This is a genomic window from Streptomyces alanosinicus (assembly GCF_014650595.1).
GTDB classification, from domain to species: Bacteria; Actinomycetota; Actinomycetes; order Streptomycetales; family Streptomycetaceae; genus Streptomyces; species Streptomyces alanosinicus.
This window is the reverse complement of the sequence record NZ_BMVG01000002.1, coordinates 166,160-187,353: the sequence shown is the minus strand read 5'-3', so window position 1 is coordinate 187,353 and position 21,194 is coordinate 166,160. Positions and strand designations below refer to the sequence as shown.

The window sequence follows — 21,194 nt, the reverse complement described above, 5'->3', positions numbered from 1 at the left end:
GTGTGATGCCGAGTACCACTGCAGGAACGTATCGGCAGGGGGATGTACGGAGGTTGGTGTGACGGGGTGGGACATCACGCCCGGGGGCGTGCAGTCGGTGGTCTCCAAGGTGCGCGAGGCCGCGGGCGACATGAACGCCGGGATCACGCTGTACGGGCGGAGCGCGCAGGGCGCGATGGAGTCGGCGGGCACGCTGTCCTTCGGCGACGAGAGCACCGCGGGGACCGGCTCCGGACGGGCGGCGGGTCTGGTGGCGGTGGCGCTGGGGAAGTTCATCGAGGGCACGCAGAAGGACGTGGCCTTCCTGCCGCTGCGCGCCAGTGATTCGGCGAACGGCGCGATCGAGGCGACCAACGCCTATCTGGCCGGGGATCTGGAGCAGGCGTGGAACGCCCAGCACCACGCGACGCTGCCGCCTGATGTGACGGCCTTCCTGGAGAAGGCGCGCAAGCGGGCGGACGGCAAGCAGGCGGACGGCAAGCGGTGATCAGCCCGGAGAAGATACCGACGTTCACCGGCGACCTGGTCGGGCTGCGCCAGGAGATCGCCTTCCTGCGGCAGGCCGCGAAAGCGATCAGCGAGCACGGCCACGCCGTCCACACGCGTTTCCAGCACCTGGACGCCTTCTACAAGGCCCCTGAGGCGCAGCAGCTGTTCGCCACGACGCAGGCGGTGCAGGACACCTCCGGAGGTTTCGGCGAGAAGTTGACGTCGGTGGCCGGTGCGCTGGAGACGTACATGGTCGAGGCCGCGGAGATCGTCAAGCAGCTGGAGACGCTGCGCGCGCGGGCCCGGGTGTTCGTGGAGTCGGTCAAGGGCCACGAAGGCGGTATCCACAGCTGGCGCAGTGACCCGGACAAGGTCGCCGAGCACAAGGCGATCTGGGACGGTGTGAACACGGCCATCGCCTCCTTCCAGCGGGCCGAGGTGACCTGCGCCGACAAGATCACCGCGCTGGTGGGCGGCACGCAGTGGCATGTGAACAACGGCAGAGCCGACCAGAAGAACGCCTACGGTTTCAGCGCCGGCCAGCTCGCCCAGGCGGATTCCCTGCCGTGGGGCCGCCCGGAGCACGAGGAGCTGCTGCCGTTCGGGATCGACTACCACCTGCGGCAATTCGGGATCAGCATCGGGGACAACGCCAAGGGCTCGGTCACAGGGCTGATCGACCTCTTCAGCCCCGGTGACGAGGGCAGCGCCACCCGCGAGGGCCTGGTACGGGTCTTCGTCGGCGCCGAAGGCTATCTCCTCGACCCGCACGGCGACCGGAACACCCACCTCGGCCCGGCTTCGGACCAGTTCATGGAGGACAGCAAGCCCTACGCCAAGGAGTTCGCCAAGTCATTCGTCGGCTGGGACGACTGGTCCACCAACCCCGGCAAGGCATTCGGCACGGTCGTCTTCAACACCCTCACCCTGGGTTCCGGACCTCTGGGTGCGCTGTCCAAGGTCGGCGAGGCGGGCGCGGTGGCGGGCAGGGCGGGCGGACTGGCCCGCGTGGCCGGCACCGTGGCCAAGGTCGGCGAGGTCCTGGACCCGATCGGCGCGGCGACCAGGACGGTGGGTATCGCGGCCCGCACCCTGCCGAAGGTCTCCGACCTGGTCTCGGGCGTCCGGGCGGCCACGGAAGCGGCCACCACCGCCGACAAGGCCCACAGCGTCCTCCGGCTGTCCGACGGCTCCCATATGGAGATCTCCGACGGTCAGTTCGTCCATGGCAAGCATGGCGTCACGGACACCACTCCGGCCCCGTCCGAAGGGGCGGCCGCCGACCGGGTTCCGTCGATCAAGGCTCCTGGCCACCACGAGCTGGTGGGTGCGGGGGCGCGGGCGCCTGAGGCTGCCGCACACGGGGGTGAGAGCCTGCCGCCTCAGGGCAGCCACGAGGGCGGGGCATCGCACAACTCGACGACAGGCCATGGCGATGGCGATGGCGCGCATGGTTCCGGACACGACCATGGATCGGGCCACCATGATGCGGGGGCGGGGCACGAGAGCCATCACTCGCCTGCTGAAGGCAGCGGTCACTCGTCTTCAGAACACCATCACGCCGATGCGACGAGTGTCGGTGGCTCCGGGGCCGGGGGTACCGGACCGGGAAGGGGGCCATGGCCTGTGGCCGACGGCGTCGAGGGGCCTGCGGCGGGTAAGAGCCTCATGTATCCGAATTCTCGGCATACTGTCGCAGGGGCAGCCCGCGGCGAGATCAAGAAAGCGAACAGTGTCATCCTTCGTGGCTACGAGCAGCAGGTCAATCAGGACCTCGCTGACATCGCTGCGGGCAAAGCGACCTGGAAGGTCAAGCTCAGTCGTTACCTGGTCAACGGGCGCCTGTACGAGGTCGAACCCACGGGAAGGGTGTACCCCGACAGCGGCACGGGGATCGCGAAGCTCGACCGGAACGAGTACGCGGCCCTCGTGCAGATCTCCAAAGCCAAGGGCGACATCAGTGCTGCACCGCAGTTGACCCGCGACCCGCGCTTCACAAACAACCCAGGGATCGTGCAGAAGGCCCTAGACATCTACAACGGGACCTATCAACCATGACGTACAACCTCCTCACCGTGGAGCCTCTGAATCTCGACACCATCACAGCAGTACTCGCGCAGTGCCTGCACGTGCGCGAGCAGGAGGTGGACGTCGCCGACGAGGACACCGACCAAGAGCTGCGCAACTGGGACGCCTTGGTGCTCTGCGGCAAGAAATCGGTACTGGGTGACGTGTCCACGTCTCTGGACATCTATGTCCAGGAGTCTGTGCAACCACAGCCCGACGAGTCGGAGCTGGCGTCCGCCTTCGCTCGGGCGGCAGGTGCCGTGGTGCTCTTTCCCGCCGAGGACGTGCCGGTGAGCGCGTACTGGCTGGCCACGGAAGACGGGCGGGTCACACGAGCACGCCTGTACGACTCCGATGACGAAGAACCTGTCTTCACGATCGACACGGTCGAAGCTCCCGTCGCTCGACTTCCGCATGTCGCCGTCGCCCTCATCCCCGAAGTCGTCCGCGAACTGAAGATCGCCACCCCTGTTTCCGATGCCTTCGATGTGCACCTTGAGCACATGCGGCCGGATCAGGCCGGAACTTTGGGAACGCCGCTCCGGCTGGCAAGTGATCGCCTGGGTGCCTGGGAGAAACTCATCCGACACATGGAAGCCTCCTGGGCCTCCTCCGGCTGGTGTCCGCCCGATCTCTATCGCGAGCGCCTTGAAGCGCGGGACGACCTGGAGCAGGTGCGCGGTCAGCTCCCTCACGACGCAGCCACCCTGCTCCAGAAAGCTCTTGAGCCCCTGGACGCTCTGTTCGCCGAGCTGACAGTCGACGACACCGGCGGTCTGCTCCGCAAGGAACTGCCCTTGGCGCAAGATGCCGCGTCGGAACACGGATGGTGGTGGAACCGTCGCCCCGATCCCCTGCCCTGGTAATACGGCCGGCCGCGAACAGGAACCCCTGTGACACACGACATCATCGCCCTCACCCCAAAGATGCCGGACGCCCGGACCATGCTTGCTGGGCTGTACGCCGGCGGCCCCGACCTTCGGGTGGACAGTGTCTCCGAAGGAGCAGCCGTCCGGTTGTGCACAGCTGACGGGCGTCCCCGGGTGACCGTTGAGGTGCCGTTGTTCGTTCAGGTGCCCGGCGAGGTCAGCCGCCTGCTCGGGTCGGACGTGCGAGGCGAGGCGCCGGTGTGGTGGACCGAGGTGCGGGCGAGCACGGCGGTGGAGGAAGCGGGGCGGCTGGCCGGATCGCTCGGTGGGCGGCTGGTGGCGGTGCTGGGCGGGGCAACCTGGCCGGGCGATGCCGCGCATACCGACGTCGTTTCCGTTCCTTTCGGCGGCGGAGGCAGTGCTGACGGCGACGCGCTCGGTGTCGACCTCCTCACCGACCACGCCGCCCTGGTCATCCAGGACCGTCCCGTGGTCGCCGCGACCACCTGGCTCACCGACCTCCTGCGGACCACCGTCGCCTCGGGGCGGGAACTGCAGATCCTCAGCCCGCCCAGCGCCCGGCTGAGCCTGCCCGCCCGCACTCTGATGACCAACGTGCCCGCGCGCTGGGTCGTCCGTGACCCCGACTGTGGTTACTACGACGGTCTCACCGGCGCCGTACTCCACTGGCACGAGGGCCGGTTCGCTCCCGCGCCCGGGGTCCCGGTCGCGGAGGCCTTTGAGGCACCTGCCGCCGCCGAAGGCGAACAGCAGCTCCACCTCTCCATCCGCACCACCCACCCCTCCGACGGGAACCTTCTCCTCGGTGGCGCCCTGGAAGCCGCGTGGCACGCGCTCACCGGTGACGCGCCCGCCGGCTGGTCCACCGCCGAACCCGTCAACCTTCCCTGGTCTCGACGCCAGTTGACCGAACTGGCCCGTACTCGCGCCGAGAAGTCCGCCCCCACCTGGCTCGTCGCCGTCGGTGCCCCGGACCGGCCGGGAATCGCCACCTGCCGTGTCGTGCGCACCCCGGCCGGGGTCGAGGAGCAGATCACGCTCGCCTTCGGCTACACCAGGGGCCAGGCGCCCCTTGAGGCTCTTGGACAACTGGCCGAGACGCTGGCCACCCGTCATCGCCTCACGTCCATGCTCGCCTGCCTCCGCGGCGCCCGCGCCGACCTCACCACCGCGCCGCACCGCGAGGCACCACTCGTTCCGGTCTCCTTCACCCTGGGCTGTGACGCGGTACGTCTCATGGGCCCCGCGGCTGCCGAATCAGCCCTGGAGCCGCGTCCCGTCCGGCTCGGCCCCACGGCACGACCCGCCCTGCACTACCCGCTCGGCGACGGCACCGACCTCACGTCCTGGCAGCGCCTCGCCAACCTCAGCGAACAGCTCAGTCCCCGGACGCGTACGACACGAAGTCGGACCAGGCGTCCGGCGTGAGCGCGAGCCGGGGGCCTGCGGTGTGCTTGGAGTCGCGGACGTGGATGGTGCGGGGGGCTATCGCGATCTCGACGCAGGAGTTGCCGTCGTTGCCGCTGCTATGGCTGCTTTTGAACCACTCCAGGGCCACTTCGACGCAGGAGTCGCCGTCGGGGCCGCTGCTGTAGCTGCTCTTGAACCACTCCAGCTTCATGTTTCTCCCAGCAGTTGTTCGATGAGGGCCAGTGACTCCCCGGGTGGAAGTGCCTGAGCCCGGATGGTCCCGTACCGCAGTTCAAGAATCCGCAGTTCCTTGAGGTTCGAGATCGGGCGCCCATTGAAAGCGCCGTCAGCGCGTCCCACTGCCGTGCCGTCCTCGAACTTCAACAACTCGATCCTGCCGCTCATGCCGGGGTGTGACGGGCTGTCCAGCGGCATCACTTGAAGCGTGACGTTGTTCAACCGCCCCACCTCCAGCAGGCGCTCGAACTGCTGTCGCCGCACCATTGTGCCCCCGACCTTGCGGCGCAGGGTCGCCTCCTCCAGGACGAACCCGAGGGCCGGAGCAGGCGACCGCTCGAAAATGGACTGCCTGGCCATGCGGGCGGCAACTCGTCGTTCTAAGTCCTCCGGTGAGTAGGCGGGGAGCCAACACTCCAGCAACGCTCGCGCATGTTCGAGTGTCTGCAGCAGTCCAGGGATGTTGCTGGTCTCGTACACGCCAATCTCGACCGCCTTGCCCTCGGACTCCGCCAGAGCCCGCACCTTCTTGGGATACCGGACCTTGGCCACGTCCTCCCTCGTCGCCGAGATCAGCCCGCCCGCCCCCAACACCTTGTCGGCCTTGTCCAGATACTCCGGTCGGGGAATCCGCTGGCCGCCCTCGATCTTGTAGACCAGGTCCTCGCCGTAGCCGATGGCCTTGCCGAAGTCCGCGGCCTTCATTCCCACAGCCTCGCGCCGCAGTTTCAGCTGACGCCCCACCATGGCGATGACCGCGATGCCCCACTCGTCGTCCGGATCCACCTCCCAGCCCGGCTCGTCCGCCTCGCCCTTGAGTTCGTCCGACATCGCCCCTCCTGACAAGCCCCGACACGCCGGAGAACCACCGGACAGTGACGGTACGCAACGGCGTAGTTACTCACCACGGTAAGCATCACCGGCCACTCTGAGTGACGTGAATCAGAAAATCGCCGAGACCGAGCCCCCGCCCCAGCCCCAACTCGACGGCGGCATCCCGAACTTCACCGTCCTGTTGTCCTCCACTCCGCGCGGTGCCCGGCTGGCCCGGCTGCTCGCGGCGGACCAGCTCCGGAGCTGGGGGCTTCCGACGGACCCCGCGACGCTGATCGTGGCCGAGCTGGCGGCCAACGCCGCGACCCATGGCCGCCTGCCCGGTCGTAGCTTCCGGGTCACGCTCTACGTCGTCGGCCCCACCCTGCGGATCGAGGTCACCGACACGCGCGGTGACCGGCTGCCCAGGCTTCAGGAGCCGGACGCGCGGGCCGAGTCCGGTCGTGGTCTCCTCCTCGTGGACGCGCTCGCGGATCGCTGGGACGTCAGCGAGGGCCGCTTCCCGCGCAAGACCGTCTGGGCCGAGCTATGCCTTCCGGCGCCGCAGAAATGCCGAGACCCTCGCCGGGAGTAGCGATCCCGGCGAGGGCCTGTCCGGACCTGTGTCAGCCGCCCAGGACGGGCAACGTCAGACCGCAGTCGACCGGCTTGGCGTGGGCCGGGTCCAGGGCGTTGCGGACGAGTTGGGCGGCGTTGGAGTCGTACGCCATGGCGACGTGCTCGGAGAGGTCCCTCGGGCAGATGTCCTGGATGGTGATGTTCTTGACGGTGGCCTTCGGGCCCGCCTTCAGGAACTGGTGCGTGTAGGGAGTGACGACCTCGTCGAGCTTGGTGGCGATGACGGTGTAGTCGACCCCGGGCTGGGTGTCCCCGTCCCGGTCCAGCGTCGTGTTGACCTCGGAGCCGACCAGCTGGTCCTCGTACGCCTCGCCGAGGACCAGCGACACGGGCTTGTTGAGGCCCAGCTTCGTGGTCAGGGTGCCGAGGCCGGAGCCGGTCGTGCCGTGGTTGGACGGGGCCAGTCCGACGAGGCTGTGCACCTTGTTCCGTTCCGGGTGCGCGGGGTCCGTGCCGCCCGCGAACCGCAGATACCAGCGGGGGGTGACACCGCCGCCCTGGGAATGCCCGACGAGGTCGACCTGGTGGGCGCCGGTCGCCTTCAGGACACGGTCGACGAAGTCGGCGATCTGGCCCGCGGACACCGGGACGTGGGCGGTCGCCTTGACCGGGTTGCCGGGTGTCCCGCCGTACTCGGCGGCGAAGACGCAGTAGCCGAGCTGCTTGAGGTACGGGGACATCAGGGCCCAGTTGTCGTAGGCGTTCGCCCAGGTGCCGTGGAGCAGGACGACCGGGCGCGGGTGTGCCTTCGTGGGCTTGCAGTTGAAGTCGTTGGCTCCGGCCGGCGGGTCGTCCGGGTGGACCAGGCCCCCGACCGCCGCCAGGGGGGCGGTGAGGATCTTGCCCCGGGGGGCCGGGGGCTCGGGGGTCCCCGCCGCCGCTGCCACGCCCTGGCCCGCGCCCAGCGCCAGGGCGAGCCCCGCGCAGAGCGCGGCCAGGCCGCCGCGCCACCGGTTCGACCGTCTCGGGGACACACGGTTCGACGGTCTCGGGGAAACACTCCGGCTTCGGGACACACTGCGGTCCGGCATCGGGCCACTCCTCGCCTCGCGGCCGGCCCAGCGCCGGCCCCGGCGATGATCGAGGAGCGGGCCCCCCGCCATGGCCGACGAACGCGCGCGAACCCCCGTATGGAGCAGTCCGTTTCATCCGGTCAGCGGTTGGCGGCCCTCCCAACGGCCCGCCCATCAGCCCGCCGACCGGCTTTTTCGCCGGGCAACTGGGCCCCTGAGGGCCGCCGTTGGACCCGGTGACGCCGGCTCAGGAGTGGCCCGGTGACTCAGGAGTGGTCCGGTGGCTCAGGAGTGGCCCAGCTCCGCCGTCTCCTCGTCGCCCGCCTCCGGGACCGAGCCGGAGTCGCGGGCGGGGCGGAGCGGGAAGGGGTCGACCCTGGTCTCGTCGATGACCGGCGGGGCCGGCTGCGGAGGCTTCGGCATGACCGCGGCCTCCGAGTGGCCGCCGCAGCCGTAGGCGAAGGAGACCACACGGCCGTCGGCCGGGGAGAACTCATTGGCGCACACGCCGAAGGCCTGGCCGAGGGAGCCGCCGATGGGGCTCAGGAAGCCACAGGTCAGACAGGTCGCCGGGGCGGCCTGGGCCATCGGCGTCTGGGGGCCGTACGACTCCTCCCAGCGGTCCGCCGCGACATGGAGGCCGTAGCGGGACAGCACACGGGCGCGGCGCATGCCCAGTTCCTCGGCGACGGCGGCGATCGAGCCCCGGGAGGGGACCATGGGCTGGACGGCCGGGGTGCCGGGGGTGACGTCGGCGTCCTCCGCCTCCGCCAGCTCCGCCATCTCGTGCGAGACCGCCGAGGTCGGCAGCGGCTCCTCCTCGCCGCTGTAGCCGGGCTCCAGACGCAGGTCCTCCTGGTCCGTGGGGAGCAGATCGCCGGGCCCGAGGTCACCGGGGCGCAGCCGCTCGCTCCACGGCACCCACTCGGGGGCGAGCAGGGCGTCCGGGCCGGGCAGCAGGACCACCTCGTCGAGCGTGACGACCTTGGCGCGGGAGGCGCGGGCCACGGTCACCGCCCAGCGCCAGCCGCGGTAGCCCGGCTCTTTGCACTCGAAGAAGTGCGTGACAACACGGTCGCCCTCGGAGAGCAGGCCGGCGTGCTCGCCGACCACGCCGGGCGCGGCGGCCTCCTCGGCGGCGCCGCGGGCGAGGTCGACCGCCTCGGCACACAGACGGTCGGGGGTGCGGCTTCGCGTTGTCGCTGCGCTCACAGGTATCGCTTCTCTCCTACGCCGTCTCGTCGAGTGCGGCTGCCTGAAGGCGGTGAAGCGGACGGAGCGGACCTTGGGGCCGCATCGACGTCTGCTTGCGATCGCGCTCGGGCGCACCTCTGCCATCCATTCTGCGTTATGGCTGAGATACGCACGCTACACCGAATGGGATTCGTCGCCGCTACGCGGCATTGTCTCCCATCCGCTCGCCGATGACCATCGGACCGTCGGCGGGCGGGACGGATGTGATCACGGGCACGGTTCGCCGTCATCCGCGCCGTACCGCACTATCCGGCCGCTTCTCAGGGCACTATGAAGCACGTGGCGACCGCGGACAGGCGTGGTGTTCGGGGTGGCGGTGCGAGCCGGGTCGGCGGCGCCGTCCGGTCCGTCGGGCGTGCCCTGCACTTCCCGGTCACCGGGGCCGCCCGGGGCATCCGCAGGGCCACGCACGCGCATGGCGCGGGTGAGTCGGGCCTGGGCAAGCTGATCGAGCTGCACGCGGTGAACGGCGCCGGCGATGTCATGGTCACCGTGGCGCTCGCCTCCACCGTGTTCTTCTCCGTACCCACCGACGAGGCGCGGGGCCGGGTCGCGCTGTATCTCGCCATCACCATGGCGCCCTTCACCGTCCTCGCGCCCGTGATCGGCCCGCTGCTCGACCGGCTGCCGCACGGCCGGCGCGCCGCGATGGCCGGGGCCATGCTGGCCCGTGCGCTGCTCGCGCTGGTGATCTCGGGCGCCGTGGCGAGCGGCAGCCTGGAGCTGTATCCCGCCGCGCTGGGCGTGCTGGTCGCCTCGAAGGCGTACGGGGTGGTCCGCAGTGCCGTTGTGCCACGGCTGCTGCCGCCCCGGTTCTCGCTGGTGAAGGCCAACTCGCGGGTCACCCTCGCGGGGCTGCTGGCCACCGGGATCGCCGCGCCGATCGCGGCCGGGCTGCACCGGGTCGGTGATCCCTGGCCGCTGTACGGCGCCTTCGCGATCTTCGTCGGGGGAACGTTCCTGTCGTTCTCCCTGCCGCCCAAGGTGGACTCGGCCCGGGGCGAGGACGTGGCGCTGCTCGCGGCCGACGAGCAGCATCTGCACGGGCCCCGCAGGAAGGCGCAGCGGGCGCAGGGGAAAGAGCCAGGCGAGGAGCCGGGGAAGGAGCAGGGGAAGGAACCAAGCAAGGAGCAGGGGAAGCGCCCGGGGCTGCGGACCGTGGGGCCGGCCGTCACCCACGCGCTCGGCGCCAACGCCGCCCTGCGCTGTCTGTCCGGCTTCCTGATCTTCTTCCTGGCCTTCCTGCTGCGCGAGCATCCGCTGACCGGGGAGAGCGCGGCCGTCTCGCTCGGGATAGTCGGTGTCGCCGCCGGGGTGGGCAACGCGCTGGGGACGGCCGTCGGGGGCTGGCTGAGATCGCGTGCCCCGGAGATCATCATCGTGACCGTCGTCGCGGTCGTGCTCGGTACGGGGATCGTGGCCGCCGTGTTCTTCGGGGCGTTCCTGGTGGCCTGCCTCGCCGCCGTCGCCGGGTTCGGCCAGGCGCTGGCCAAGCTGGCGCTGGACGCGCTGATCCAGCGGGACGTGCCGGAGTCGGTGCGCACCTCGGCGTTCGCCCGCTCGGAGACGCTGCTGCAGATGGCCTGGGTGTTCGGCGGCGCCGTCGGCATCGTGCTGCCGCTCAACGGGACGCTGGGCCTGCTGATCGGCGCGGCGTTCGTGGCCGTCGGCTGGCTGACCACGCTGAAGGGACTGCTCGCCTCGGCCCGGCACGGCGGCCGCACCCACCCGCGCGTGGCCTGACCCGCCCCCGTACGGCTTCACCAACCCCCGTACGGCTTAACCGACCCCTGTATGGCCTGACCGACCCCCGTACAGCCTGACCTGCCCCGGCACCCGCCCGGCACCTGCCCGACCCCCGCTCCGGCACCTGCCCCGATACCTCCCCGGCATAACGAACCGGACACGGTTTCCCCGCGCGGGGCACGGCTGGCGTAACGAAGCGGGCACGCCGCACCCCGCATGGGCGGACGGCTCCGGGCGCCCGATAGCCTTCGTGCCATGACCACGCTGCAATCCGCTGTGCGACGCCGCCGCGCCGTCGCCGCCGCCGGCCTCGTTTCCGCCGGACTGCTCGCCCTGTCCGCCTGCGACAAGCCGACGCCCGTCGCGACGGTCACCGTCGGCACAAGCTCGGTCAACTCCGAAGCCATGTGCTACAACGACGGCAACGCGCTGGACGCCAAGGCGCTGACGAACTGCATCAAGAACATCGACAAGGCCAAGTCGATCAAGGTCGACCAGGACGCGACGGTCCGCTTCGGAGTCGACCCGAAGATCGCGGACGCCGGCTGGGTCGTCCTGGTCAACGGCCAGCAGTTCACCGACGTCAGCAAGAAGACCTACCGCACCATCCCGGGCAGCGCGTTCTTCAACCAGCAGTACGGCACCCAGGGCGACACCAACACCGTCACGATCCGCATGGGCGAGAAGTCCAACCAGGGCATGTGGTCGTTCAAGCTGAAGAAGGCCTGATCACGGCCTCCGCGCGCATCCTCGTCGCCACCGCGGTCCCGGCCGAACGGGACGCGGTGGCACGGGCGTTCCCCACGGCCGGGCGATTGCCCTCGGCCGGGCGATTCCCTACGGCCGCGCGAGAGGTACGGCTCCCCGGCGCACTGCTGTGCCGTACCGGCGCGGGCCCCGATCTGCTCGCCGCCGGTGTCGGTCCGGCCCTCGCCGCCGCCTCCACCGCCGGCGCCCTGACCGCGGCCGGCCTTCAAGGCGACCGGTACGGCCTGGTCGTCTGCGCCGGGATCGGCGGCGGCTTCCAGCCCGGGGCACCCGTCGGCTCGCTCGTCGTCGCCGACGCGATCACCGTCGCCGACCTGGGCGCCGAGACCGCCGACGGCTTTCTCCCGGTCACCGAACTGGGCTTCGGGACCATCACCCACCGCCCCCCGGCCTCGGCCGTACGCGCCGTCGCCGAGGCGACCGGCGCCCGCACCGGCACGGTCCTGACCGTCTCCACCGTCACCGGCACCGCCGACCGCGCCGCCACCCTTCTGGAGCGGCACCCGGGCGCGCTCGCCGAGGGCATGGAGGGCTTCGGGGTGGCGGAGGCGGCCGCCGCCCACGGGGTGCCGGTGCTGGAGATCCGCGCGGTCTCCAACCCGGTCGGCCCGCGCGACCGTGCCGCCTGGCGCATCGGCGACGCCCTCGCCGCCCTCACCGAGGCGTTCGGGAAGCTCGCGCCAGCATTGGAGAGTTGGAAACCTGTATGACGACCAGTGAGCAGCAGCAGACCCTGCGGATCGCGTACTCCCCCTGCCCCAACGACACCTTCGTCTTCGACGCCCTCGCCCACGGCCGCGTCCCCGGCGCCCCCGCGCTGGACGTGACCTTCGCCGACATCGACATCACCAACGGCATGGCGGAGCGCGGCGAGTTCGACGTGCTGAAGGTGTCGTACGCCGTCCTGCCGTACGTCCTCGACGAGTACACGCTGCTGCCGTGCGGCGGGGCGCTCGGCCGGGGCTGCGGGCCGCTGGTGCTCACGCGGGAGCCGGACACCGAGCTGACAGGCCGTACGGTCGCGGTGCCCAGCGAGAAGTCGACGGCGTATCTGCTGTTCCGGCTGTGGGCTGCGGACACGTTGCGGGACGGTGGGGTCGGCAAGATCGTGGTCATGCCGTTCCACGAGATCATGCCGGCCGTGCGGGACGGCAGGGTGGACGCCGGACTGGTCATCCACGAGGCCCGGTTCACCTACCGCGGCTACGGGCTGCACAAGCTCGCCGACATGGGCGAGCACTGGGAGCGGACGACCGGGCTGCCGATCCCGCTCGGCGCGATCGTCGCCAAGCGCTCACTGGGCGCGGACACGCTGACGCGGCTCGCCGACGCCGTCCGCGCCTCCGTACGGGCCGCCTGGGACGACCCCGAGGCGTCCCGGCCGTATGTCATGGCCCACGCCCAGGAGATGGACCCGGCCGTCGCCGACCAGCACATCGGGCTGTACGTCAACGAGTTCACCGCCGGCCTCGGCGAGGACGGCTACGCGGCGGTCCGCGGACTGCTCACACGCGCGGCGGCCGAGGGGCTGGTGCCGCCCCTCGGCCGGGATGCGCTCGTCTTTCCCTGACGGGTTCCGCCACGGGCCCCGCGGGCTGCTACACGTCCAACTGGTCGGCGACCGCCCGCAGCAGGCCGGCGATCTTCGCGCCGGAGGCCTTGTCCGGGTAGCGGCCCTTTTCGAGCATCGGCGTGATGTTCTCGAGAAGGGTCGTCAGGTCCTGCACGATCGAGGCCAGCTCGTCCGGCTTCTTGCGCTGGGCGGCGGCGACCGACGGCGTCGGGTCCAGCACGGTCACCGACAGCGCCTGGTCACCGCGCTGACCGGCGACGACGCCGAACTCCACGCGCTGTCCCGGCTTGAGTACGTCGACTCCGGCGGGGAGAACAGAGGAATGGACGAAGACGTCACCGCCGTCGTCGCGGGAGAGAAAGCCGAAGCCCTTCTCGCTGTTGAACCATTTGACACGCCCGGTCGGCACCGTCTGTCCTCGTCCTCGCACTAGTTGGGAACTGCTGCGTCCACTGCTCGCAAAGTGCTCTTGATAGCAGTAGAGCGGGTCCACCGTGACCCGCCGCTACCAAGCGTAATGGTCTCGGGGCGGGTGACAAGACGTCCCCCGGTTGTTCTCTCGCGCTGGGAACTACCCTGGTCCGGTGCGTGACAAAACCCAAACGAATTCCGCCGGGCCCGGTGACCGTCTGATCCGTGCCGGTGCGATCGTCTTCTTCCTGGGCACCGTGGCCACTCTTGTCACGGTGGCCCCGCTGTTCCTCGGCGCGAAGCCCTTTCCGACCTACATGTACTGCATGAGCATGCTCATGGGCGTCGGATTCCTGCTGGCCGGCGCGGGGGTGCTGCGCTCCGTGACCGCGGGCCGGCGTCAGGCGCGAGCAGCCGCCCGGTAGCCCGTCAGCCACTCCGGGAAGGCCGACAGGTCGTCGAGGACGACGTCCGCCCCGGCGGCGCGCAGTTCGTCGGCGGGGCAGGGACCGGTCGCCACGGCGACCGACAGCGCACCCGCGGTACGGGCCCCGCGTACGTCTCCGACGTGATCGCCGACGTACACGCCCGCGCGGTACTCGCGCAGCGCCTCCGCCTTCTGCTCGGCCCACAGATCGCCCACGACGACGTCCGGCTCGATGCCGACGTGGGACAGGTGCAGCTTGGCGCTCGGCTCGTACTTCGCCGTGACCACCATCGTCCGGCCGCCGGCCGCGGCCACCGCGGCCACCGCCTCCCGGGCGCCTGCCATGGCGGGCGACGCGGCGATGGCGATCGACGGGTACATCTCCCGGTACAGCTCGACCATCGCGGGGAGCCGCTCCTTCGGGAACCAGTGGGCCAACTCGTCCAGGAGCGGCGGACCGAGCCGGGTCACCGCCAGATCGGCGTCGATGAACGTCCCGGTCCGCTCCGCCAGGGCCACGTAGCAGGCGTGGATACCGGGCCGGGAGTCGATGAGGGTCATGTCGAGGTCGAAGCCGACGGTCAAAGTCATATCGGCCATTGTGCCGGGTGCGGGTCCGTGGGTGGCTGGTCGCGCCCACGCGGCGGAGCCGCGTATCAGACACAGTCCCGCGCCCCTGGGGGGTTGCAGTCAGCGCAGTTGCATCGTGCCCCCTCCTTCTGCCGCCTCAGCGGCTGCGCTGGGAACGCCACACCACGTACAGGGCCGAGGCGACGGCCGCGCCGCGGACCACCCAGGGCCAGGTCCCGGCGATCGCGTCGTTCATGTGGCCCTGCGCGATCGGGGTGCCCCAGCGGCCGTTGTCGCGGCCCCACAGCCAGACCAGGCCGGCCGCGATCGCCGTGCCGGGCAGGATCATGACGGCCAGCTTGGTCTCCGCGGGCGTCAGCCGGCGCGAACCGTAGGCGATCGCCCAACCGAGCAGCAGGGCGAACCAGTTGCCGAGCACCGCGCCGGCGACCAGCGCGGCGGCGGCCAGCAGCAGAAGCGGGTTGGTCCAGCCGGCGGCGGGCCGGGGCACCAGCCGGCGGCGCCGCCGGGCGTGCTCGGCCTCGGCCGCGGGTTCGGCGGCGTCCGCCTCCTCGACGGGCGGGGACGATGCCCCGGCCTCCTTCGCCGGCTCCTCGCCCGGCCGCTGCGGCCGCTGGAGCAGCTCCGGGATCTCCACGCCGCCGAAGAACCCCGGCACCGAGTCGGCCGACTCGGCGGCCCCGCCGAAAGGGCTGTCGCCGGTCCGCCACCAGTCGGGCTGTACGGCGCTGTCCCCCAGCTCGTGCGCGCCGGCGAGGTGCGGCGGTGACGGGACGTCGCGCGGGGCGGCGGGTGCGGGCTCTGCGGAGTCCGGACGGGGCCGGGACCGGGGGACGGTCCGGCGCAGGCCCTTGCCCTTGGCGCGTTCCGGGTCCGCGGGCCGCGCCGGCACGGTGGCGGCGGACGGGGCGGAGGCACCGGAGGGAGCGGTGCCGCCCGCGGCCGCGACGACCTCGTCGGGGGTGCCCAGGCGGTCCAGGATGCGGCGCACCGCGGCGGGACTGTCGGTCTGCGCCTCGGACCGGTGCCGGTCGATCTCGCCCCGCAGCTCCGTCACGAGCCGCATCCGCGTGCCCGACGGCAGCTGCCGCTGCTGAGCGATGTCCCCGACACGGCTCAGGTACTCGTAGACGACCTGGTCGCTCTCGATCCCCAACGGAATCCCCTCCGGGGCGACGGTGATGAACCCCGGTGAGGACGGTACCGCGTCCGCGTCCGCGCTCCCCCACGCTCGGCTTCTCCCCCACGCTCGGCTTCGCTCGCGCGGGAGGGGCCCCCACCGCGGGGGGACCCCCATCCCGCACTCACTCGGCTGGGACCGGCGCACCCGCTACCGTGGGTCAGATGAGCCATGCGGCCCACCCGGCCCCCCGATCCCTCGCCGAAGCGCTGCGCGCGCGGGACGACGTCTCGCTGGCCGCGCTGCTGCGCAGCCGCCCCGACCTCATCACGCCCGTCCCCACCGACCTCACCCAGCTGGCCACCCGCGCCGGCACCCGCGCCTCGGTGCTGCGGGCGCTGGAGCGGCTGGACCGGTTCGCGCTGCAGACGGCGGAGGCGCTGGCCGTGGCCCCGGACCCGGCGTCGTACGGGACGCTGCTCGGGCTGATGGCGGGCGACGCCGGTGACGAGAGCGTCGCCGCCGCGCTGCCCCGGGCCCTCGCCGCGCTGCGCGAGCAGGCGCTGGTGTGGGGCGACGACGAGCGGCTGCGGCTGGTGCGCACGGCCCGCGAACTGCTCGCGCCGTCCCCGCAGCACCCCTCCCCCACCGGGCTCGGGCCCAGCGTGCAGGAGGCCGCCTCGGGTATGTCGCCGGGCCGGATCCAGGAGATCGTCACGGCGGCCGGGCTGTCCTCGACACACGACGCGGTGTCCGCGCTGACCGCGCTGACCGCGCTGTTCGCCGACCGCGAGAAGATGGCCGAGCTGCTCGCCGGCGCCCCGGAGCCGGCCCGCGAGGTGCTGTCCCGGCTGGTGTGGGGGCCGCCGTACGGACAGGTCACCGCGGATCCGGCCACGCATCTGCGCTGGCTGCTGGACCGCGGTCTGCTGCTGCCGGCCACGCCCGGCACGGTCGTGCTGCCGCGTGAGGTGGCCCTCCATCTGCGCGAGGGCCTAGCGCACCGTGTACCCGAGCCGCTGCCGCCCGCCGTCGAACCGGCCGCCTCGCACAGCCCGCAGGTGGTGGACGCGACGGCGGCCGGACAGGCGTACACCGCGCTCGCCACGGTCGAGGAGCTGCTGCAGGACTGGGACGAGGGCGGCCCGGCCGTGCTGCGGGCCGGCGGACTGAGCGTCCGCGATCTGAAGCGGACCGCCGTCGCCCTGGATGTGTCCGAGCCGGTGGCCGCGTTCTGGGTGGAGCTGGCGTACGCGGCCGGCCTGATCGCCTCCGACGGCGAGGCCGACGAGCGGTACGCGGCCACACCCGCCTACGACGAGTGGCTGGAGCGGCCCCCGGCAGAGCGCTGGGCCCGGCTCGCCGAGGCCTGGCTGGCGGCCACCCGGACCCCGGGGCTGGTCGGCGGGCGGGACGCCAAGGACCGTACGCTCGCCACGCTCGGTCCGGGCCTGGACCGCTCGGCCGCGCCCGAGGTACGGCACCGGGTGCTGACCCTGCTGGCCGGGCTCCCGGCGGGCGCCGCCCCGGACGCCGCGTCGGTGCTGGCCCGGCTGCGCTGGGAGCGGCCGCTGCGCGGGCCCCAGCGGGATACCCAGCAGGGCGGCGAGGAGGATCTGCGCTCCCGGCTCGCCCGCTGGACCCTGACCGAGACCGAGCTGCTGGGCATCACGGGCCGGGGCGCCCTGTCGGAACACGGACGGGCACTGCTGGGCACCTCGGGCGCCTCGGGTCCCCCGGCCACATCGGCCGTGGCGCCCCTGTCGCCCCTGTCGCCGTTGTCCGCCGGCCCGGCCGAACCCGTCGGCCCCGGTGACAAGCTGCCCGTGCACCATCACCCCCGGCCGGCCGCCGGGCCCGCTCCGCTCTCCCCCGCCGAGCAGGCCGTGGCGACGGCCGCCGCCGGACGGCTGCTGGCGCCGCTGCTGCCCGAGCCGCTGGACCACGTCCTGCTCCAGGCCGACCTGACCGCGGTGGCACCCGGGCCGCTGCAGCGCCCGCTCGCCGATCTGCTGGGCGTGCTCGCGGACGTCGAGTCCAAGGGCGGCGCGACGGTGTACCGCTTCACCCCGGCCTCGGTGCGGCGCGCCCTGGACGCCGGCCGCAGCGCCGCCGATCTGCACGCCTTCCTCGCCGGGCACTCCCGCACCCCGGTCCCGCAGCCGCTCGCCTATCTGATCGACGACGTGGCCCGTAGGCACGGCCATCTGCGGATCGGGGCGGCCTCGGCATACGTCCGCTGCGACGACGACGCCCTGCTGAACGAGATCATGGCCGACAAGCGCGCCGCGGGCCTGCGGCTGCGGCGTCTGGCGCCGACGGTGCTGGCCGCCCAGAGCGACCCGGCCACCCTGCTGGAGGGCCTGCGCGCGATGGGCTACGCGCCGGCCGCCGAGTCCGCCGAGGGCGACGTCCTGATCGCCCGCGCACACGCCCACCGCACCCCGCCGCGCACGGCCCCCGAGCCGGTCCCGGACGGCCCGCCGGCGCCCGACGCCACGCTGCTCGCGGCGGCGATCCGCGCGATCCGGGCGGGCGATCTGGCCGCGACGGCACCGCGCAAGGCCGTCGGTGAGTCCGCCGCCGCGTCCGCCGGCGCGCCGCACACCGCCGGCGGGCTGCCCCGTACGTCCTCCGCCGAGACCCTGGCCACCATGCAGGCCGCCGTGCTGACCGGCGAGTCCCTGTGGATCGGCTACGTCAACGCCGAGGGCGCCGCCAGCCAGCGCGTCATCGCCCCGGTCCGGGTGGAGGGCGGTTTCGTCACGGCGTACGACCACACGGCCGACGAGGTCCGCACCTATCCGCTGCACCGGATCACGGGAGTGGCCGAGCTGGCGGAGGACTGACCCGGTGCCACGGCCGCCCGGCCCCGTTGCCCGGCGGATGCGGCACACTGGAGGTTTGGCCGCAGTGAAGGCCGTAGTGGAAAGGGTGTGCCGCTCGTGAACGGACCACTGATCGTCCAGTCCGACAAGACCCTGCTTCTGGAAGTCGACCACGAGCGGGCCGACGACTGTCGCCGGGCCATCGCGCCGTTCGCCGAGCTGGAGCGGGCGCCGGAGCACATCCACACCTACCGGGTCACGCCGCTCGGGCTGTGGAACGCGCGGGCGGCCGGGCATGACGCCGAGCAGGTCGTGGACGCGCTGGTGCAGTACAGCCGCTATCCGGTGCCGCACGCGCTGCTCGTGGACATCGCCGACACGATGGACCGGTACGGGCGGCTGACGCTGAGCAAGCATCCGGCGCACGGGCTGGTCCTGACCACCACCGACCGGCCGGTGCTGGAAGAGGTGCTCAAGTCCAAGCGGATCGCGCCGCTGGTGGGCGCCCGGATCGATGCGGACACCGTCGTGGTGCACCCCTCCGAGCGCGGACAGATCAAGCAGACGCTGCTGAAGCTGGGCTGGCCGGCCGAGGACCTCGCCGGCTACGTCGACGGTGAGGCGCATCCGATCGAGCTGCTGGAGGACGGCTGGGCGCTGCGGCCGTACCAGAAGCAGGCCGTGGAGAACTTCTGGCACGGCGGCAGCGGTGTGGTCGTGCTCCCCTGCGGTGCCGGAAAGACGCTGGTGGGCGCCGGGTCCATGGCCCAGGCGAAGTCCACCACCCTCATCCTGGTCACCAACACCGTCTCCGCCCGGCAGTGGAAGCACGAGCTGGTGAAGCGGACCTCGCTGACCGAGGACGAGATCGGCGAGTACAGCGGGACGCGGAAGGAGATCCGCCCGGTCACGATCGCCACCTACCAGGTGCTGACGACCAAGCGGAAGGGCGTCTATCCGCATCTGGAGCTGTTCGACTCCCGGGACTGGGGTCTGATCGTCTACGACGAGGTGCATCTGCTGCCCGCTCCTGTCTTCAAGTTCACCGCCGATCTGCAGGCACGGCGGAGGCTGGGTCTGACGGCCACCCTCGTCCGCGAGGACGGCCGCGAGTCGGACGTGTTCTCGCTCATCGGCCCGAAGCGGTTCGACGCGCCGTGGAAGGAGATCGAGGCGCAGGGGTACATCGCGCCCGCCGACTGCGTCGAGGTCCGGGTCAACCTCACCGACTCCGAGCGGCTCGCGTACGCCACCGCCGAGACGGAGGAGAAGTACCGCTTCTGTGCGACGACGGACACCAAGCGGAAGGTCACGGAGGCGATCGTCCGCCGGTTCGCCGGGCAGCAGATCCTCGTCATCGGCCAGTACATCGACCAACTCGACGAACTGGGCGAGCACTTGAACGCCCCCGTCATCAAGGGCGAGACCTCCAACGCCCAGCGCGAGAAGCTCTTCGACGCCTTCCGCGAGGGCGAGATCAGTGTGCTGGTCGTCTCCAAGGTCGCGAACTTCTCCATCGATCTGCCCGAGGCCACCGTCGCCGTCCAGGTGTCCGGCACCTTCGGCTCCCGCCAGGAGGAGGCCCAGCGACTCGGCCGGGTGCTGCGCCCGAAGGCCGACGGCCACCAGGCGCACTTCTACTCGGTCGTCGCCCGCGACACCATCGACCAGGACTTCGCCGCCCACCGCCAGCGCTTCCTGGCCGAACAGGGCTATGCCTACCGGATCGTGGACGCCGACGAGATCCTCGCGGAGGGCACCGCCTGAGCGGCCCTGAGCGCCGCCACCGCGATCAGCGCCAGCCCCAGCAGCGGGTACGGCGCGGCCAGGGGCTGCTGCCACCAAGGCAGATGCAGGTCGCGGTCGCCTTCGTGCGGGACCAGCCAGAGGGTGCGGGCCGTGAAGGCCGCGGCCACAAGGACCGCGAGCCGGACGCGGCCCTCGGCGAGCAGCACCGCGAGCAGCGGGACGCACCACACCCAGTGGTGGGACCAGCTGATCGGTGAGATCAGCAGGGCCGTGACCGCGGCGAGCAGCACGCCGTGCCGCTCCTCGCGGGCACGTGCCGCCAGCCACAGTCCCGCCGCCGCCACGGCCGCCGCGGACAGCACCCAGACGGGACCCGGGGCCGCGGTGCCGAGCGCCCGGGCGAAGAGCCCCTGCAGGGACTGGTTGTCCACGATCCACGCCTTGCCGACCCGCCCGGTGTCGTACAGCCGGTGGGTCCAGAAGTCGGTGCTCGCCGCGGGCAGCAGGGCGGCGCCGAGCAGCACCGTGCCCGCGCAGGACGCCGACGCCGTCAGCGCCTCCCGGTGGCGGCCCCGCAGCAGCAGATACGCCAGGAACACGGCCGGGGTGAGCTTGATCCCGGCCGCGACACCCAGGGCGATGCCCTTGCCCCGGGCGCCCGGGGGCCGGGTGAGGTCCCCGAGCACCAGACAGGCGACCGCCAGGTTGATCTGTCCGAACAGGACCGTCTGGAAGACCGGTTCGAGCCAGAGGGACAGGGCGGTGGCCGTGTGGAGCAGGGGTGCCCGGACCGGCCGGCCGGCGAGGCGGGCCGAGAGGGCGACCAGGGTCGCGAGCAGGAGCGCGTTGCCCGCGAGACAGGCCGCTTTCAGGGCCGGGAGGGGGAGCCAGGTGGCCGGGACGAACAGGATCGCCGCGAAGGGCGGATAGGTCGCGGGGAGCCGCCAGCGGGTGACGGTGAAGCCGTAGAGATCGGTGCCGTGGGCCACGGCCGCGCCTTCGGCCCGGTAGACGAGCAGGTCGGCCATGGGTGCGTGCCGCAGGACGCACAGGGCGGCGAAGAGGGTCAGGGAGACGGCGAGAAGGGCGAGGGAGAGGGAGAGGGCGGGAAGTGCCGGGGGGACGGCGAGGAGCGGCGTCGGCATCCGTTTCCGCACGGGCGCGAGCCT

At 71.9% G+C, this 21,194-nt stretch carries 20 protein-coding genes; 12 read left to right on the top strand and 8 right to left on the bottom strand.

Features of this window, described 5'->3' with window-relative positions:
- Nucleotides 1–58 precede the first annotated feature (58 nt).
- The 4 genes from IE277_RS07160 to IE277_RS07145 are packed head-to-tail and all read left to right on the top strand — an operon-like array spanning nt 59 to nt 4,874.
- A complete protein-coding gene (locus tag IE277_RS07160) occupies nt 59–487 on the top strand; it encodes a DUF6507 family protein (protein WP_229880910.1) in 429 nt (142 codons plus the stop codon).
- Nucleotides 484–2,547, top strand: a complete 2,064-nt coding sequence (locus tag IE277_RS07155) for a hypothetical protein (protein ID WP_189949607.1) — start codon at nt 484–486, stop codon at nt 2,545–2,547. Before IE277_RS07160 ends, IE277_RS07155 begins: the two co-directional genes overlap by 4 nt.
- Nucleotides 2,544–3,422 (top strand): hypothetical protein, encoded by an 879-nt coding sequence (locus IE277_RS07150; protein WP_189949605.1) that lies wholly within the window; start codon nt 2,544–2,546, stop codon nt 3,420–3,422. Before IE277_RS07155 ends, IE277_RS07150 begins: the two co-directional genes overlap by 4 nt.
- A gap of 27 nt (nt 3,423–3,449) precedes the next feature.
- A complete protein-coding gene (locus tag IE277_RS07145) occupies nt 3,450–4,874 on the top strand; it encodes a DUF6177 family protein (protein WP_229880906.1) in 1,425 nt (474 codons plus the stop codon).
- On the opposite strand, the gene IE277_RS07140 is transcribed toward IE277_RS07145, so the two are convergent.
- Both IE277_RS07140 and IE277_RS07135 read right to left on the bottom strand, forming a co-directional pair.
- Nucleotides 4,825–5,067, bottom strand: a complete 243-nt coding sequence (locus IE277_RS07140; protein ID WP_189949604.1) for a DUF397 domain-containing protein — start codon at nt 5,065–5,067, stop codon at nt 4,825–4,827. The two genes, IE277_RS07145 and IE277_RS07140, sit on opposite strands and share 50 nt — an antisense overlap.
- The gene (locus IE277_RS07135; RefSeq protein WP_189949602.1) at nt 5,064–5,924 is read right to left on the bottom strand and encodes a helix-turn-helix domain-containing protein; all 861 of its coding nucleotides are present in this window, start codon (nt 5,922–5,924) and stop codon (nt 5,064–5,066) included. The genes IE277_RS07140 and IE277_RS07135 overlap by 4 nt, the downstream gene beginning before the upstream one ends.
- A gap of 106 nt (nt 5,925–6,030) precedes the next feature.
- On the opposite strand from IE277_RS07135, the gene IE277_RS07130 reads away from it, so the two are divergent.
- On the top strand, nt 6,031–6,501 hold the full coding sequence (locus IE277_RS07130; protein WP_189949600.1) for an ATP-binding protein: 471 nt from the start codon (nt 6,031–6,033) through the stop codon (nt 6,499–6,501).
- A 31-nt stretch (nt 6,502–6,532) separates the two neighbouring features.
- On the opposite strand, the gene IE277_RS07125 is transcribed toward IE277_RS07130, so the two are convergent.
- Complete coding sequence (locus tag IE277_RS07125; protein ID WP_229880892.1) at nt 6,533–7,519, bottom strand: esterase/lipase family protein; 987 nt, start codon at nt 7,517–7,519, stop codon at nt 6,533–6,535.
- A 324-nt stretch (nt 7,520–7,843) separates the two neighbouring features.
- Nucleotides 7,844–8,770 (bottom strand): DUF3027 domain-containing protein, encoded by a 927-nt coding sequence (locus tag IE277_RS07120; RefSeq protein WP_189949596.1) that lies wholly within the window; start codon nt 8,768–8,770, stop codon nt 7,844–7,846.
- A 312-nt stretch (nt 8,771–9,082) separates the two neighbouring features.
- Here IE277_RS07120 and IE277_RS07115 point away from each other — a divergent pair, with 312 nt between their 5' ends.
- The 4 genes from IE277_RS07115 (at nt 9,083) to IE277_RS07100 (ending at nt 12,896) form a co-directional block, all read left to right on the top strand.
- The gene (locus IE277_RS07115; RefSeq protein WP_189949594.1) at nt 9,083–10,555 is read left to right on the top strand and encodes an MFS transporter; all 1,473 of its coding nucleotides are present in this window, start codon (nt 9,083–9,085) and stop codon (nt 10,553–10,555) included.
- A 258-nt stretch (nt 10,556–10,813) separates the two neighbouring features.
- On the top strand, nt 10,814–11,287 hold the full coding sequence (locus IE277_RS07110) for a DUF2771 domain-containing protein (protein ID WP_189949592.1): 474 nt from the start codon (nt 10,814–10,816) through the stop codon (nt 11,285–11,287).
- On the top strand, nt 11,260–12,036 hold the full coding sequence (locus IE277_RS07105; protein WP_189949590.1) for a futalosine hydrolase: 777 nt from the start codon (nt 11,260–11,262) through the stop codon (nt 12,034–12,036). Before IE277_RS07110 ends, IE277_RS07105 begins: the two co-directional genes overlap by 28 nt.
- Nucleotides 12,033–12,896, top strand: a complete 864-nt coding sequence (locus IE277_RS07100) for a 1,4-dihydroxy-6-naphtoate synthase (protein WP_189949588.1) — start codon at nt 12,033–12,035, stop codon at nt 12,894–12,896. The genes IE277_RS07105 and IE277_RS07100 overlap by 4 nt, the downstream gene beginning before the upstream one ends.
- A 28-nt stretch (nt 12,897–12,924) precedes the next feature.
- On the opposite strand, the gene IE277_RS49165 is transcribed toward IE277_RS07100, so the two are convergent.
- Entirely contained in the window at nt 12,925–13,308 is a 384-nt protein-coding gene (locus IE277_RS49165; protein WP_189949587.1) for a cold-shock protein, read from the bottom strand.
- A 175-nt stretch (nt 13,309–13,483) separates the two neighbouring features.
- Here IE277_RS49165 and IE277_RS07090 point away from each other — a divergent pair, with 175 nt between their 5' ends.
- Nucleotides 13,484–13,735, top strand: a complete 252-nt coding sequence (locus IE277_RS07090; protein WP_189949583.1) for a hypothetical protein — start codon at nt 13,484–13,486, stop codon at nt 13,733–13,735.
- On the opposite strand, the gene IE277_RS07085 is transcribed toward IE277_RS07090, so the two are convergent.
- Nucleotides 13,711–14,337 (bottom strand): HAD family hydrolase, encoded by a 627-nt coding sequence (locus IE277_RS07085; protein ID WP_189949580.1) that lies wholly within the window; start codon nt 14,335–14,337, stop codon nt 13,711–13,713. The genes IE277_RS07090 and IE277_RS07085 overlap by 25 nt on opposite strands.
- A 127-nt stretch (nt 14,338–14,464) precedes the next feature.
- Complete coding sequence (locus tag IE277_RS07080; RefSeq protein ID WP_189949578.1) at nt 14,465–15,484, bottom strand: hypothetical protein; 1,020 nt, start codon at nt 15,482–15,484, stop codon at nt 14,465–14,467.
- A 188-nt stretch (nt 15,485–15,672) separates the two neighbouring features.
- Here IE277_RS07080 and IE277_RS07075 point away from each other — a divergent pair, with 188 nt between their 5' ends.
- Nucleotides 15,673–18,297: a helicase C-terminal domain-containing protein gene (locus IE277_RS07075; protein WP_189949576.1), complete on the top strand. Its 2,625-nt coding sequence runs from the start codon at nt 15,673–15,675 to the stop codon at nt 18,295–18,297.
- A gap of 96 nt (nt 18,298–18,393) precedes the next feature.
- Nucleotides 18,394–20,043, top strand: coding sequence for a DNA repair helicase XPB (locus tag IE277_RS07070; RefSeq protein ID WP_189949574.1), 1,650 nt, complete (start codon nt 18,394–18,396; stop codon nt 20,041–20,043).
- On the opposite strand, the gene IE277_RS07065 is transcribed toward IE277_RS07070, so the two are convergent.
- Nucleotides 19,995–21,170 (bottom strand): glycosyltransferase 87 family protein, encoded by a 1,176-nt coding sequence (locus tag IE277_RS07065; protein ID WP_189950131.1) that lies wholly within the window; start codon nt 21,168–21,170, stop codon nt 19,995–19,997. The two genes, IE277_RS07070 and IE277_RS07065, sit on opposite strands and share 49 nt — an antisense overlap.
- Nucleotides 21,171–21,194: the final 24 nt, after the last annotated feature.